This is a genomic window from Allobosea sp. 05T438 (genome assembly GCF_056396025.1).
In genome coordinates this window covers 32,549-45,910 of sequence record NZ_JBFTKQ010000011.1, presented here as the reverse complement: position 1 = coordinate 45,910, position 13,362 = coordinate 32,549, and the positions used below count along the sequence as shown (strand labels likewise).

Sequence of the window (13,362 nt, the reverse complement as noted above, 5' to 3'; positions counted from 1 at the left end):
GAGCGCACCGCACGGGCGGCCTCAGGCTTTGAGATGGGCGTTCTGCGGGAACAGGTACCTGAACGCCTCGGCGTCGAAATCGGCCTTGAAGTCGAACCGGTCCTTGAGAGCGACCGCGCGCCGCGCTGCGGGGCGAGCCGAGATCTCGTCGAGATGGCGCTTCACATGCGGGAACATCTCGGGCCAGGTCTCGCCCACCGCAAAGGAAAGGCGCGTCGCCCAGCCCCAGACCGACATGTCGACCAGCGTGTAGACGTCGCCGAGCATGTAGCGGCGCCGGGCGAGGAGATCGTTGATGATGCCCCAGTGCCGCTCGGCCTCGCGGGAATAGCGGTTGATGGCGTAGGGAATCTTCTCCGGTGCGAAGCGGCTGAAATGCACGGCCTGGCCGCAATAGGGGCCGATGCCGGTGGCGACGAACATCAACCAGGACAGCATTTCGCCGCGCGCCCTCGGCGTGTCCTGCGGCAGGAACTGCCCTGTCTTCTCGGCGAGATAGAGAAGGATCGCGTTCGAGTCGAAAACCGTGACGTCGCCGTCGGTGAGAGCCGGGGTCTTGGCGTTGGGGTTGATGGCGAGGAATTCCGGCTTGAACTGGTCGCCCTTGCGGGTGTCGACCGGCACCATCTCGTAGGGCAGGCCGGCTTCCTCGAGAAAGAGCGCGATCTTCGCCGGATTGGGCGAGGGGTGGTAGTAGAGCTTGATCATGGGGCTCCTCGGCGGCGCTCAGGCCTGTCTCAGTGCGGCGACATAGGAGACGAGATCGGTCAGCGCTGCAATGGTCGCGTCGGCCTGAAATCCGAGTTGTTCAGGCTGCATCCTGAGCGCCTTGAACATCAGGGCCGGGTCGAGCGTTGCTGCCGTTTCCAGCTCGCAGCGCAGCCTGTCCGCTGGCACGCGCTCGATGCGGGCGACGTGGAAACCATGCGACTTGGCGCCGGCGATGTCGAAGCCATTCGAGGAGACGAAGAGGATCTCCTCGCGCGCCAGCCCGAGCCGCTTCTCGACATGGGCATAGCCGCGCGGGTCAGGCTTGTAGACGCCGATCTCGTCGACGCTGATCACGGTTTCCAGCAGTTCGCCGATGCCGGCATGGGCGACGAGCCGCTTCAGCATCGCCGGGCTGCCGTTCGAGAAGATGGCGAGGCGGTGCGAGGCGAGCCCTTCCAGCGCCGCCCGCGCCTCCGGGTAGAGGGCGAGCGCGTCATAGGCCTCGGCAATCTGCCAAACGAGATTCGGCGGCGCCGAGAGGCGGAGCGTCCGCAAGGTGAAGTCGAGCGAGTCGCGGGTGACGGTCCAGAAATCCTCGTAGCGGTCCATCAGGGCGCGCAGCCAGGTGTATTCGAGCTGCTTCAGCCGCCAGATCTGCGTGATCGCCGCGCCGTGCCCCGGAAAAGCCCGGTCGGTGACGCCTGCGACGGACTGCACGTCGAACAGCGTGCCATAGGCATCGAAAACCAGCGCCTTGATCGTCATCGCTGCCTCCCATCGGGGCTTCGCCGCGGTTCCGCCGCTTTCTTAGCACTCGCATAGGCGAGGTGGTGCGTGATATCCGCACAACCATCCTTCACCGATGCCGACAGGTAAGCCGATGCCGCCTCGCCCCGTGATGCTGATGATCCTCGACGGTTGGGGCTGGCGCGACGACAGCAAAGACAACGCCGTGCGGCTGGCGAAGACCCCGAATTTCGATCGTTTCTGGGCGAGTTGCCCCCATGCCTTCCTGCGCACCTCCGGGCTCGATGTCGGCCTGCCCGCAGGCCAGATGGGCAATTCCGAGGTCGGCCATCTGAATCTCGGCGCCGGCCGGGTGGTGATGCAGGACCTGCCGCGGATCAACCAGGCGATCGCCGACGGTTCGATCGAGGCCGCGCTCGCTGCCTCCGGTCTCGTCGCTGAACTCAAGGCGAGCGGTGGTGCCTGCCATCTGCTTGGTCTCGTCTCGCCGGGCGGCGTCCATGCCCATCAGGACCATGCCGTCGCGCTCGCCCATATCCTGACGAAGCAGGGCATCCCGGTTCGGGTCCATGTCTTCACCGACGGGCGTGATACGCCGCCGCAATCGGCCGCCGACTACGTCAAGGCCTTTGCCGCCGCACTGCCGCCAGAGGCGGTGATCGCCAGCGTCTCGGGCCGCTACTATGCGATGGACCGCGACAATCGCTGGGAGAGGGTCGAGAAGGCCTGGCGAGCGATGGTGCTGGGAGAGGGCGAGGCCTTCGCCACGGCCGGTGCGGCGATCGCGGCCGCCTATGCCGGCAAGGTCACCGATGAATTCATCCTGCCGGCGGCGATCGGCGGTTATGCCGGCATGAAGGATGGCGACGGGCTGCTCAGCTTCAACTTCCGCTCGGACCGCATCCGCGAGATCTTGAACGCGGTGCTCGAGCCGGGTTTCACCGGCTTCGCGCGTCCGCATCGGCCACAGCTCGTCAAGGCGGTCAGCATGACCTCCTACAGCGCCGAGCTCGACAAGATCATGCCGGCGCTCTTCCCGGCGCAGACACTCGCCAACGGGCTGGGCGAGACGGTCGCCAGGGCGGGCCGGACGCAGGTCCGCATGGCGGAGACGGAGAAGTACCCTCACGTCACCTATTTTTTCAACGGCGGCGAGGAGACGCCCTATGCCGGCGAGGAGCGGGTGATGGTGCCGTCGCCCAAGGTCGCGACCTATGATCTGCAGCCCGAAATGTCGGCTCCGGAGCTGACCGCCAAGGCGGTCGAGGCGATCGAGTCCGGCCGCTACGATCTCGTCGTGCTCAACTTCGCCAATCCCGACATGGTCGGCCATACCGGCGTGCTGGCGGCGGCGATCAAGGCGGTCGAGACGGTCGATGCAGGCTTGGGCGCGATCGCCGAAGCGGTGCAGCGGCAGGGCGGGGCGGTGCTCGTCACGGCCGATCACGGCAATGCCGAGCTGATGGTCGATCCGCAGACCGGCAAGCCGCATACCGCGCACACGACGAACCCGGTGCCGGTGATGCTGATCGGCGGGCAGGCCAAGGCGCTGGCGGATGGGCGCCTTGCCGACATCTCGCCGACCTTGCTCGCGTTGATGGAGCTGGAGCAGCCGGCGGAGATGACCGGGCAGTCGCTGCTGCGCTGAGGCGGGGCGACCGGCAAAAGCAAAACGGCGCGGAGATGATCCGCGCCGTTTCGTTTTTTGGTCGTTGGGTCAGTCTCAGTACTTGCGCACCACCGGCGGCGGCGCATAGGCGACCGGCTCCGGAGTGCCGCAGCAGTTCGGGTCTCCGAAGTTCCAGCGCATGCCGATGCGGAAGTCGTGGCTGTCGAGGTCCTTGGCCTTGAGCGGGCCATAGCTCTCGGGGAGGAAGGCGTTCTGGATGCGGCCCGACTGGCCGTCGCCGAGGTTGAGGTAGCGATAGCCGAGTTCGAGGGTGAGGTTCTTGTTCACCTCGTAGCCGAGGCCGGCCATGAGCGCCCAGGCGACGTTGGTCTTGGTGCCGTTGTTCGCATAGCCCAGTGTCGGGAAGCCGGCGACCGAGCCCTGGTCGGTCAGGCCGCTGATGCGGTTCTGCGTAAAGCCGATGCCGGCGCCGATATACGGCGTCAGGCAGTTCCAGGTGCCGAGGTCGATGTAGCCGTTGAACAGCGTGACCAGCGAGGACAGGTTGCCCTTGTAGGTGTTGGTCTGGTTGTCGTTGATGAAGGGGTTGAAGACGATGTCGTTCACCCCGATCGAGGTGGAACCGCGATACTCGCCGGTGACGTCGAAGCGGAGCCAGTTGTTGAAGCGATAGCCGATGCCGAGGCCGGCGAAGAAGGCCGAGTTGTCGGTCTTGCCGAAGAATCTGCCACCGAACTGGGCGACATCTTCCTGGAAATATTTCCCGACGCTCTGGACACCGACGCCGATATCGCCGCGCAGGTAGAAGCCGCCGGAGATCGTGCCCTTGAGGCCGAGGGGCTCAGGCGGGGGAGGCGGCGGTGCGTAGGCCAGATCGGCTGCGTGCGCCGCGACGGAGGCACCGAGGGCCAGGGCGCCCGCCAGCGCGAGAGTTTTCAGGCTGCCCATGGCAGTGTCCTTCGCGTTTGCGCGGCGCAAGAACGCAGCCCGCGCGAGTTACCAACGGGAAGAACCTGTCAGACATTTCTTAAATGACCCTTAACCCTAACGGCTAACCTTACTTTTGCCTGAACAGCGCCCGAATGCTTAACGAAATCTTTCTGATTTCGGGTTGGCCGAGATCCGAGGCGAGGGCGATGGCAGTGAGACTGCCTGGTCACTGGCAGGGCAGAGTCGCATTCAGCTTGCTGCGGATGATCGGCAGCGACAGGCTCCTGAAGAAGCTGTGAAAGCGCTGGGGCGCCCGAAAAGCGAGGCGGTTGCCATCCTGCCAGACGGGGACGACCGTGCCGTTGAGGCGCGCGGTCATCGCTGCAAGCCGCATCCTGTCGATCGCGGCCTCCTGCGCCACGCGGGTCTGCGCGCCGAAGGAACTTTCGACCGGAACGATCACAAAGAAATTCCCGCGCTCATTCAGGTGAGCGATCTGCACATCCATCATTGATAGGCCGCACCCGTGGCCCCCCGAGGATATTTGGCCTTAAATGACGTTAACCGGCATCCTTCATTTGGATGAATTGCGCGCATGGCCGGTTCGACCGGGAGGACGTTCTCCGTCCCGTGCCTTTCCCGATCGGGGCTGAGAGCGGCCGGCCCAGGCCCTTTTCGCGACCGCATCTGCGGCGGTTGGGCCGGAGCCGACAGCCGCCTTCCGGTTGGCAGTCTGGCGGCCCTTTGCCGCCATATCCTCGAATTCGCGGCGGACCTCTTCGATCCGATGCTCTAGGCGAACAGCCGCTCGGCGTGCCAGGCGATATGCTGCGCCATGAAGGTCGAGACGAAATTGTAGGAGTGGTCGTAGCCGTCCCGCATCGTCAGCTGAAGCGGGATGCCGGCCGTGGCGCAGGCGATTTCGAGCAATTGCGGGCGCAGGCCCTCGTCGAGGAAGCCGTCGGCGGTGCCCTGGTCCACGAGGAGATCGGGGATGCGATGCCCGTCCGCGATCAGCAGGGTTGAATCATAGGCGCGCCAGGTCGTTTCGTCGGGGCCGAGATATTTCTCGAATGCAGGCCGGGACCAGCCCGCGGTCGAGGGCTGGGTGATCGGCGCGAAAGCCGAGACCGAGGCGTAGCGCCCGGGATTCTTGAGCGCGAGCGTGATCGCCCCATGCCCACCCATGGAGTGGCCGAAGATGCCCTGCCGGCTCATGTCGAGCGGAAAGTTCTTGGTGACCAGCGCGGGCAGCTCGTCGCGGATGTAGCTCTCCATCCGGTAGTTGCGGGCGTAGGGCTCCTGGGTGGCATCGAGATAGAAGCCGGCGCCCGAGCCGAACTGCCAGTTGTCGGGCTCATCCGGCACGGCTTCGCCGCGCGGGCTGGTGTCCGGGCAGATGATGGCGATGCCATTGGCGGCGGCCGCGGCGCGGTACTCACCCTTGTCCATGGCGTTCTGATGGGTGCAGGTCAGGCCCGAAAGGTACCAGAGCACCGGAACCGGCCCATCCTCGATCTGATGCGGCAGATAGACCGCGAAGGTCATCGGGCAGGCGCAGGCCGCGCTCTCGTGACGGTAGACGCGCTGGGAGCCGCCGAAGGCCTTCGAGGAGGAGAGGAGTTCCATGGTGAGTTCCTTTCGGTCGAGCGCCTGCGACAATGCAGCTTAACCTGCGCCGTCATCCCGGGCGCAGCGAAGCGGAGATCCGGGATCCATCGTGAGGAACTTTGCTCTACGATGGAGCCCGGATCGGCGCGGCTTCACCGCTTGTCCGGTATGACGGTGGCTCCGTGCCCTATCGATAAGGCCAGAAAGCGGCGTGCCTCAGTAGACCACGACGCTGCGGATAGACTTGCCCTCATGCATCAGGTCGAAGCCGTGATTGATCTCCTCCAGCGTGAGCTTGTGGGTGATCAGGTCGTCGATGTTGATCTTTCCTTCCATATACCAGTCGACGATCTTCGGCACGTCGGTGCGCCCGCGCGCGCCGCCGAAGGCGGTGCCCTTCCAGACGCGGCCGGTGACGAGCTGGAACGGGCGGGTGGCGATCTCCTTGCCGGCCTCGGCGACGCCGATGATGATCGACTCGCCCCAGCCGCGATGGCAGCATTCCAGCGCCTGGCGCATCACATTGGTGTTGCCGGTGGCGTCGAACGAGAAATCGGCGCCGCCGCCGGTCAGGTCGACGATCGCCTGCACGACCTTGTCGTTGCCGATCTCGGCCGGGTTGATGAAGTCGGTCATGCCGAACTTGCGCGCCATCTCCTGCTTGGCCGGATTGATGTCGACGCCGATGATCTTGTCGGCGCCGACCATGCGGGCGCCCTGGATGACGTTGAGGCCGATGCCGCCGAGGCCGAAGACCACGACATTGGCGCCCGGCCAGACCTTGGCGGTGTAGATCACGGCGCCGATGCCGGTGGTGACGCCGCAGCCGATGTAGCAGATCTTGTCGAAGGGTGCGTCCTCGCGGACCTTGGCGAGCGCGATCTCGGGCAGGACAGTGAAATTCGCGAAGGTCGAGCAGCCCATGTAGTGGAACACCTCGCCGCCGTCGCAGGAGAAGCGCGAGGTGCCGTCCGGCATGACGCCCTGGCCCTGGGTCGCGCGGATCGAGGTGCAGAGATTGGTCCGGCGCGACAGGCAGGACTTACAGCTGCGGCATTCCGGCGTGTAGAGCGGGATGACATGGTCGCCGGGCTTCAGCGTCGTCACTCCGGCGCCGACCTCGCGCACGATGCCTGCGCCCTCATGGCCGAGGATCGCCGGGAACTTGCCCTCGGAATCGAGACCCGAGAGCGTGTAGGCGTCGGTGTGGCAGATACCGGTCGCCATGACCTCGACGAGGACCTCGCCGGCCTTGGGGCCACCGATCTCGATGGTTTCGATGGTAAGCGGCTTGCCGGCTTCCCAGGCGACGGCGGCGCGGGTTTTCATGGGGTGTTTCCTTCCTTGCGAACGGTCATTTCAGATAGGGGCGGATGACCCGCATGATCGCGGCGACCTCGTCGGCGTCATCGGGGGATGTCTTTGCCGGGCCGGCGGTGCCGTGCATGGTTTCGCGCAGGTGGCTCTCCAGCACCTCCGCCATCAGCCCGGTCGCGGCGCCGCGCAGCGCGGCGAGCTGCTGGAGCAGGGCGCCGCATTCCTCGCCGCGTTCCACGGCGGCGATCAGGGCGTCGGCCTGCCCCCTGATCCGGCGCAGCCGCGTGACGGCGCGCTTCTTCTCTTCCGGCGTATGAGGCATGGCGACATGTCGAGCTTCGATCTGCCAGTTACGCTATGGTACTCGGGGGGAGTATGTCAACGCGGGCGACTTGCCGACATGAAAAAGGGCGGCAGCGTTGCCGCTGCCGCCCTTGCGCAGGCGCGATGTTCAGAAGGCTCAGAAGCTGTAGCCGAGCTTCACCTTGACGAGATGCTGGCCGAAATTGGTCAGGTCGAGATTGCCGGGCTCGCCCTTGGCCTTGCCGGCGACCTGGATGTTGTAGGCGGCCGAGAGTGCGAGCTGCTTCGTCGCCTGCCAGAAGATGCCGGGGCCGGCGAAGGTGGCGTAGCCCGCCTCATTACCGAAGCCGAGCTCGTTATGGGCGCGCATGTGGCGGACTTCGCCGCTGAGATAGAGTCCGTCCGAGACCTGCCAGGAGAGCGAACCAGCGACCGTGAGGGTCGAGGAGCGCTGATAGGGCGAGGGGCCGGTCCAGGTCAGATCCTGCGAGAGGTTGAGCGCCGCATAGAGCGTTCCGGGGATCAGGGTCTTGTCGGCGAAGAGGCGGATGCCGGTGTTGTAGGTGGTGAAGCGGCCGGCGCCGTCCGGATCGGCGCGGTTGAAGCTGGGGTCGATCACGAGGGTCAAGCCGAGCCCGTGCATGTCGCGGCCGAGCAGCTTGTACTTCATCTCGACGCCGGCGCCGATGGCGCGCGCGTCGGCGCCGATGCCGTTGGCCGAAGCATTGGTGAAGGAGCCCAGCACATAGGGGCCGATCTCGAAGCAGGGGAAGAGCCCGTAGGATCCCTGCAGGGTGAGGCCGTGGCCGTTCGAGGAGCCGACGCGCGTGCCGAACGCGCCGTTATAGGTGAGGCTGGGGCCGAAGGCGCCCTTCTCCGCGACATCCGAGCCGGTGGTGAAGCCGAATGCGTCAGTCGGAATGCCTTCGCTCTCGGTACAAGCCGAGACGACTGGCGCCGGTGCGGGAGCGGTCTTGCGGGATGGCAGATCAGCGGCAAAGGCAGAGGCTGACGCAGCAGTGGCGATCAGGGCGAGAGCGAGGGCTTTCGAAGGCATAGCGGGCTCCGGGGAGGTCACGGATCAATACGCTATTGCAAATCGTTTGCAATATCTAATTCATCCTTGAATGAACCATGCCGTGGGTCCGGACCCGGCGCGATAAAAGAGCCATAGGCGTTTCCGCAATCCGGCCCGATGTTGTTGCGCCGCAACAGTCAGCGCTTTGGCAGGCACGAGAGCCGTTCCAGGGCGCGTGGCGCGATCTCGGCCAAGGCCGCGACGGGCTTCCAGGCGGCGGCGTGAACCTCCTCGACCTGCGCGACGAGCGGCCGGGTGGGGGCGGCGAGGAAGAGATATTGCAGGTCGTGATGGATATGGTCGGGCTCGCCGCGGGCGGGCTTGCCCGGCACGTCGTGGCTGTCGATGGTGAAGGGCACGTCGCCGCCCGCGTGCCAGGGATGCAGCGTCAGCCCCTGGACGCCGGTCTCCTCCTCGGCTTCGCGCGCCGCCGATAGATGGAAATGCTCGGCCTCCTCCCAATGACCGCCGGGCTGGAGCCAGCGGCCGATCACGACATGGTCGATCAGCAGGACCTGCGCATGGTCGGGGGAGAGCACGAAGGCGCTGGTGGTGAGATGACCGGGAAAGGTGTCGCGGCGGTCGAGGGCGTGACCCTCCGCCATCTGCCAGCGCAGCAGCGAGAGATGCTCGCGCGGGCCGGCGACCTCGGCACGGTAGCGCGCGACGGCGCGGGCAAGGCGGGAGTGAAAATCCATGGCGATCAACGGGTCTGGCCAGGCAGAGGCAGGCGGTAGGATTCGAAATGGCCGTTCTTGCGGCCGTCATAGCCGATTAGGACGGTGAGCGCGCCGCGGCTTTCCGCCAGGATCGTCAGGGATTCCGCCTTGCCTTCGCCGCGGGCCGGCAACTCGCCGAGGGGCGCCGCTGCCTCCGGCCGGGACGTATCGACCAGCATCAGGGAATAGGGCAGCGATTGGTCCTGCGCCGGGCCGAGCAGCGCGAGCAGCCGTCCGTCGGGCAGGGGGGCAAGGTCGCGGATGCCGCGATCGCGCCCGGCCGGCAGTGCCACCACCGTCGGAGCCGTTGTCGCGGCAGCATGCCCCGGTGCGAAGAGCGCTGCGAGCGAAGCGCCGACGAGGAAGCTGCGATTGCCGAGCGAAGGCGCGCGCAGGCCGGCCCAGAGCGTATCGCCGATGACGGCGATGCCTTCGACATTGAGCCCGTTGTCGTCCATCAGGCTGCGGCCGAAGAAGGCTCCTGCCTCGTCAGCCCGGCGCAGCATGTCGCTCAAGCGATAGGTCAGCTCGACGCGTCCGGTCGGGGCGCCGTCGGCATCGACCTTGATCCGCGCCAGATGGAAGGCGGAGAGGCGGAACTCGCCCTTGTTGCGCGAGCAGCCATGGGAACCGGCCAGATAGAAAGCGCCATCCGCATAGGCGACGGCCTCGCCATCGAGTTCGGCGAAGCGGCCGGGCGCCCGGCAGATGCCCTGCGGCGGCTGGCCGAGCGTGTCGGGCGAGGCGTCCGTGCCGACGACCGGCAGGGTCGCGCCGGGCGTGATGCGGTTCTCGGCGATCCGGGCGAACTGGGCGAAGGAGCCCTCGTCATTGATCAGCAGGCAGCGCTGGGCTCCGTTCGCGACCGGCATGCAGGCGAGGCCGCTGACATCGTGCGCCACCCTGCCCGGCCTTTTGCCCGAGAAGTCCCCCAGCGTCCTGAACCGCTGTTCGGGTGCGAGCGTCGCGGCATGGGCGAAGGAAGCGCCGAGGAGGGCGGCGGCGAGGAGGGAGAGTAGGCGGGGGCGCATGCGGCGAATCCAGGAGAGACGGGCGGATTGAGCGCGAGCGGCCCGCGGAAGTCAAAAGCGGCGTCGCAGTTTTTATGCATCGTTGATGTTGTCGCGCTTCGCTACGTCTCGAATGCCTATGGGGGCAAAAATACCTTGTCCGTGCGGTCTGGAAGACCGTTCGGGAAACAGGATGATGTTCAGTATCCCTCGCAAATCCTTCGGCGGTCCGCTCCAGTTTCTGGTCGGGCGAGACATCGAAGGGCACTGGCTGGCCGTCGAGACCCATGGTCGCGGCGGCGGCATCTTCGCCGACCGCGGCACCGCGCTGCGCTATGCCGTCTTCGAGACCGGCCACCGGCCGCGCGCGGTCCGCATGACGGCGAAGACGCTGAGGCTGCTCTGAGGCGCGCCATGAACCACTGGCTACACGGCATGTTCACCGCGCTGGTCACGCCCTTCGATGAGGACGCGATCGACTACGGCGCTCTGGAACGCCTCATTCACTGGCAGATCGCGCAGGGCGCCGACGGTATCGTGATCGGCACCGCCACGGGCGAAAGCCCGACCCTGAACGAGGCGGAGCGCAGGGAACTCTGTGCTGCCGCCCGCCTCATCGCCGGCAGGCATTTCCCGGTGATCGCGGCCGTCGGCAGCTATGCAACGGCCGAGACGATCGCCGAGATCGCCGCTGCCGAGAAGGCCGGCGCCTCGGCCCTGCTGCTGCGCATGCCCTATTACAACCGGCCGACGCAGGCGGGTCTCGCCGCCCATGCCTTGGCTGCGGCGGCGGCGACCGGGCTCGAGATCATTCTCGACAACGATCCGGACCGCTGCGGCGTCGAGGTCGCGCCGGAGACGCTGGAGCGCCTGGAAGGCGCCGCGAATATCGTCGGCATCCTGGAGCGGCGCGGCGATCTCGTTCGCTGCGACCGGATCGCCAGGCTGCGCGACCGCCGGTTCATGCGGCTGACCGGCGCGGCCGAGACGATCCCCGCCTATCTGCTCGCGGGCGGCTGCGGAGCCGTCACCAGCGTCGGCAATCTCGCACCGCATTGGCTGGCGCGGCTGGAGAGCGCCGCGCGCTCCGAACTCTACGGGCAGGCGCAGATCCTGCAGCGGCGTCTCGTCCCGCTGCTCGACCTGCTGGCTCGGGAGCCCGATCCGGTGCTCGTCAAGCTCGCCCTGTCGATGCTTCACCCGGAGATCGGTGCTGCCTGTCGCGCGCCGCTCGCGCCGGCGCGGCCGGAGCTCACGGCCCTCATGCGCGATGCGATCGAGGATCTGCCGCGCCCGCTCGCCGGCACGGCGATGGCGGCGACGCGGAGCGGCGCGGCGGGGGCGCCCTGCCGCGCCTGAACCCGGCGTGGGCGCCGAAGCGCCTGCAATGATCGGATGGAGACTTCAATGACCACGATCGGCACCTATCGCCGTCGCCGGGAGGCGATCTACCAGCATGTTCGCGGTTCATCGAGCGGCAGCTGGAAGGCCGACCTGCTGCATCTCTTCGGGTCGGTCGCCCTGCTCGCCGTCGTCATTGGCGGGCGGGTCTGGTGGCACCTGCACTGACCGCGCAAACGAAAGGGCGCCGCTTCGCAGCGGCGCCCTCGATCGACTGACCGGACCCGGATTCAGCCCAGCTTGGCGTAGGCCGGGACGGTGAGGAAGTCCTCGAAGTTCGGCGCGAGCGACAGTGTCTCGAACAGCGCGATCGCTTCGGGGAAACGGCCCTTGGCATAGACGTCTGCCCCGAGCTCGCCCTTCACCCGATCCATTTCCTCAGGCAGGCAGCGCTTGAACAGCGCCGCATCTGCCTTCACGCCGCCTTCGAGCTCGACGCCATACTGGACGAATTGCCAGATCTGGGCGCGGCTGATCTCGGCGGTCGCGGCGTCTTCCATCATGTTGTAGATCGGCACCGCGCCCCGGCCGCGCAGCCATGCCTCAATATACTGCACGCCGACGCGGATGTTCTCGCGGAAGCCTTCCTCGGTGCGCGTGCCCTGATGGACTTCCAGCAGGTCCCTGGTGCCGATGTTCACGTCGTCGCGCTTCTTGCCGAGCTGGTTCGCCTGGGGCATCAGCCGGTCGAAGACCTCCATCGCCACGGGAACGAGGTCGGGGTGGGCGACCCAGGTGCCGTCATGGCCGTCGCCAGCCTCGCGCTCCTTGTCCGCCTTGACCTTGGCGAAGGCTGCGGCGTTCGCGTCGGGGTTGTTCTTGACCGGGATCTGCGCGGCCATGCCGCCCATCGCGAAGGCGCCTCGCCTGTGGCAGGTCTTGATCAGCAGCAGCGAATAGGCGCGCAGGAAGGCCTTGGACATCACGACCTGCGAGCGGTCCGGCAGGACATAGGCCTTGTTGCGGGCGAGCTTCTTGATGAAGGAGAAGATGTAGTCCCAGCGGCCGCAATTGAGGCCCGCGATGTGCTCGCGCAGCTCGTAGAGGATCTCGTCCATCTCGAAGGCGGCCGGCAGGGTCTCGATCAGGACGGTCACCTTGATCGTGCCGTTCTTCAGGCCGAGCGCCGACTGGGCGGCGACGAAGACGTCGTTCCAGAGCCGGGCCTCGAGATGGCTCTCGAGCTTCGGCAGGTAGAAATAGGGGCCCGAACCGGCCGCCAGCGCCGCCTTGGCATTGTGGAAGACATAGAGCCCGAAATCGACCAGGGAGCCGGAGGCCTCCTCGCCGTCGATCTCGATGTGGCGCTCCGGCAGATGCCAGCCGCGCGGGCGGATGATCAGCACGGCCGGCTTGGCGCCGAGCTTGTAGTCCTTGCCGCTCGTGGGATCGGTGAAGTCGATCTTGCCCGCCCAGCGATCCCTGAGGTTGATCTGGCCCTCGACCATATTGGTCCAGACCGGGGAGGAAGCGTCCTCGAAATCGGCCATGAAGACCTTCGCGCCGGAATTCAGCGCGTTGATGATCATTTTGCGGTCGACCGGGCCGGTGATCTCGACGCGGCGATCCTGAAGATCGGCCGGGATCGGCGCGACGTTCCAGTCGCCTTCGCGGATGTGCCTGGTCTCAGCCAGGAAATCCGGCGTTTCGCCGGCGTCGAAGCGCTTCTGGCGCTCGGCCCGCAGGGCGAGCAGGCGCTTGCGCGTCTCGTTGAAGCGGCGATGCAGGTCAGCGACGAAGGCCAGCGCTTCCGTGGTGAGGATCTCGTCGAAGCGCGCCTGCACGGCGCCCTTGATGACGACGCCCGGCGGAAGGAAGAGAGTGGGGGTGTCCGACATGGCTGCTCCTTTGGTGATCTGAACGCACTGTTCTGCGAAATGATTGTTTTCGGAATGGAGAAAAATG

At 66.4% G+C, this 13,362-nt stretch carries 15 protein-coding genes; 4 read left to right on the top strand and 11 right to left on the bottom strand.

The genetic code is table 11. The annotated features are described in order from the left end of the window. Positions 1–21: 21 nt before the first annotated feature. Together AC1DIN_RS20220 and AC1DIN_RS20215 are read right to left on the bottom strand one after the other, a co-directional pair. Positions 22–708 (bottom strand): glutathione S-transferase family protein, encoded by a 687-nt coding sequence (locus AC1DIN_RS20220; RefSeq protein ID WP_476811088.1) that lies wholly within the window; start codon positions 706–708, stop codon positions 22–24. Between the two features lie 18 nt (positions 709–726). Next, the gene (locus AC1DIN_RS20215) at positions 727–1,476 is read right to left on the bottom strand and encodes a haloacid dehalogenase type II (protein ID WP_476811087.1); all 750 of its coding nucleotides are present in this window, start codon (positions 1,474–1,476) and stop codon (positions 727–729) included. A gap of 115 nt (positions 1,477–1,591) precedes the next feature. Between AC1DIN_RS20215 and gpmI the strand changes: the two genes are divergently transcribed. Continuing rightward, the gene (gene gpmI / locus AC1DIN_RS20210; protein ID WP_476811086.1) at positions 1,592–3,106 is read left to right on the top strand and encodes a 2,3-bisphosphoglycerate-independent phosphoglycerate mutase; all 1,515 of its coding nucleotides are present in this window, start codon (positions 1,592–1,594) and stop codon (positions 3,104–3,106) included. A gap of 75 nt (positions 3,107–3,181) precedes the next feature. Here the strand turns inward: gpmI and AC1DIN_RS20205 are convergent, their stop codons facing one another. From AC1DIN_RS20205 to AC1DIN_RS20170, 8 genes are all read right to left on the bottom strand, one after another. Further along, a complete protein-coding gene (locus AC1DIN_RS20205) occupies positions 3,182–4,036 on the bottom strand; it encodes an outer membrane protein (protein WP_441472881.1) in 855 nt (284 codons plus the stop codon). 208 nt (positions 4,037–4,244) lie between these two features. Next, entirely contained in the window at positions 4,245–4,481 is a 237-nt protein-coding gene (locus AC1DIN_RS20200) for a hypothetical protein (protein ID WP_441472880.1), read from the bottom strand. A gap of 329 nt (positions 4,482–4,810) precedes the next feature. Continuing rightward, the gene (fghA, locus tag AC1DIN_RS20195; RefSeq protein ID WP_441472879.1) at positions 4,811–5,647 is read right to left on the bottom strand and encodes an S-formylglutathione hydrolase; all 837 of its coding nucleotides are present in this window, start codon (positions 5,645–5,647) and stop codon (positions 4,811–4,813) included. Between the two features lie 198 nt (positions 5,648–5,845). Beyond that, on the bottom strand, positions 5,846–6,958 hold the full coding sequence (locus AC1DIN_RS20190; RefSeq protein ID WP_476811085.1) for an S-(hydroxymethyl)glutathione dehydrogenase/class III alcohol dehydrogenase: 1,113 nt from the start codon (positions 6,956–6,958) through the stop codon (positions 5,846–5,848). A 25-nt stretch (positions 6,959–6,983) separates the two neighbouring features. Further along, positions 6,984–7,268, bottom strand: coding sequence for a metal-sensing transcriptional repressor (locus AC1DIN_RS20185; protein WP_441472877.1), 285 nt, complete (start codon positions 7,266–7,268; stop codon positions 6,984–6,986). A 138-nt stretch (positions 7,269–7,406) separates the two neighbouring features. Then, on the bottom strand, positions 7,407–8,306 hold the full coding sequence (locus tag AC1DIN_RS20180; protein WP_441472876.1) for a hypothetical protein: 900 nt from the start codon (positions 8,304–8,306) through the stop codon (positions 7,407–7,409). Positions 8,307–8,464: 158 nt separating this feature from the next. After that, the gene (locus AC1DIN_RS20175) at positions 8,465–9,025 is read right to left on the bottom strand and encodes an NUDIX hydrolase (RefSeq protein WP_476811084.1); all 561 of its coding nucleotides are present in this window, start codon (positions 9,023–9,025) and stop codon (positions 8,465–8,467) included. Positions 9,026–9,030: 5 nt separating this feature from the next. Further along, positions 9,031–10,077 (bottom strand): DUF3616 domain-containing protein, encoded by a 1,047-nt coding sequence (locus AC1DIN_RS20170; RefSeq protein ID WP_476811083.1) that lies wholly within the window; start codon positions 10,075–10,077, stop codon positions 9,031–9,033. Between the two features lie 175 nt (positions 10,078–10,252). Here AC1DIN_RS20170 and AC1DIN_RS20165 point away from each other — a divergent pair, with 175 nt between their 5' ends. From AC1DIN_RS20165 to AC1DIN_RS20155, 3 genes are read left to right on the top strand one after another with little or no spacing between them, the layout of a single operon-like run. Continuing rightward, positions 10,253–10,462 carry a hypothetical protein gene (locus AC1DIN_RS20165; RefSeq protein WP_441472873.1) on the top strand — a complete coding sequence of 70 codons (210 nt, stop codon included), beginning with the start codon at positions 10,253–10,255 and terminating at the stop codon, positions 10,460–10,462. Between the two features lie 8 nt (positions 10,463–10,470). After that, the gene (locus tag AC1DIN_RS20160; RefSeq protein WP_476811082.1) at positions 10,471–11,415 is read left to right on the top strand and encodes a dihydrodipicolinate synthase family protein; all 945 of its coding nucleotides are present in this window, start codon (positions 10,471–10,473) and stop codon (positions 11,413–11,415) included. Positions 11,416–11,463: 48 nt separating this feature from the next. Further along, positions 11,464–11,625 (top strand): hypothetical protein, encoded by a 162-nt coding sequence (locus AC1DIN_RS20155; protein WP_441472871.1) that lies wholly within the window; start codon positions 11,464–11,466, stop codon positions 11,623–11,625. Positions 11,626–11,687: 62 nt separating this feature from the next. Here AC1DIN_RS20155 and aceB read toward each other — a convergent pair whose 3' ends face one another. Further along, the gene (aceB, locus tag AC1DIN_RS20150) at positions 11,688–13,295 is read right to left on the bottom strand and encodes a malate synthase A (RefSeq protein WP_476811081.1); all 1,608 of its coding nucleotides are present in this window, start codon (positions 13,293–13,295) and stop codon (positions 11,688–11,690) included. Between the last annotated feature and the right edge of the window lie 67 nt (positions 13,296–13,362).

Bases quoted from the DNA above. Each gene is read 5' to 3' on its own strand.
- AC1DIN_RS20215 (WP_476811087.1), bottom strand. From the start codon at position 1,476: ATGACGATCAAGGCGCTGGTTTTCGATGCCTATGGCACGCTGTTCGAC.
- AC1DIN_RS20220 (WP_476811088.1), bottom strand. From the start codon at position 708: ATGATCAAGCTCTACTACCACCCCTCGCCCAATCCGGCGAAGATCGCG.
- AC1DIN_RS20155 (WP_441472871.1), top strand. From the start codon at position 11,464: ATGACCACGATCGGCACCTATCGCCGTCGCCGGGAGGCGATCTACCAG.
- fghA (WP_441472879.1), bottom strand. From the start codon at position 5,647: ATGGAACTCCTCTCCTCCTCGAAGGCCTTCGGCGGCTCCCAGCGCGTC.
- AC1DIN_RS20165 (WP_441472873.1), top strand. From the start codon at position 10,253: ATGTTCAGTATCCCTCGCAAATCCTTCGGCGGTCCGCTCCAGTTTCTG.
- AC1DIN_RS20180 (WP_441472876.1), bottom strand. From the start codon at position 8,306: ATGCCTTCGAAAGCCCTCGCTCTCGCCCTGATCGCCACTGCTGCGTCA.
- AC1DIN_RS20175 (WP_476811084.1), bottom strand. From the start codon at position 9,025: ATGGATTTTCACTCCCGCCTTGCCCGCGCCGTCGCGCGCTACCGTGCC.
- AC1DIN_RS20205 (WP_441472881.1), bottom strand. From the start codon at position 4,036: ATGGGCAGCCTGAAAACTCTCGCGCTGGCGGGCGCCCTGGCCCTCGGT.
- AC1DIN_RS20185 (WP_441472877.1), bottom strand. From the start codon at position 7,268: ATGCCTCATACGCCGGAAGAGAAGAAGCGCGCCGTCACGCGGCTGCGC.
- AC1DIN_RS20160 (WP_476811082.1), top strand. From the start codon at position 10,471: ATGAACCACTGGCTACACGGCATGTTCACCGCGCTGGTCACGCCCTTC.
- AC1DIN_RS20190 (WP_476811085.1), bottom strand. From the start codon at position 6,958: ATGAAAACCCGCGCCGCCGTCGCCTGGGAAGCCGGCAAGCCGCTTACC.
- AC1DIN_RS20170 (WP_476811083.1), bottom strand. From the start codon at position 10,077: ATGCGCCCCCGCCTACTCTCCCTCCTCGCCGCCGCCCTCCTCGGCGCT.
- aceB (WP_476811081.1), bottom strand. From the start codon at position 13,295: ATGTCGGACACCCCCACTCTCTTCCTTCCGCCGGGCGTCGTCATCAAG.
- gpmI (WP_476811086.1), top strand. From the start codon at position 1,592: ATGCCGCCTCGCCCCGTGATGCTGATGATCCTCGACGGTTGGGGCTGG.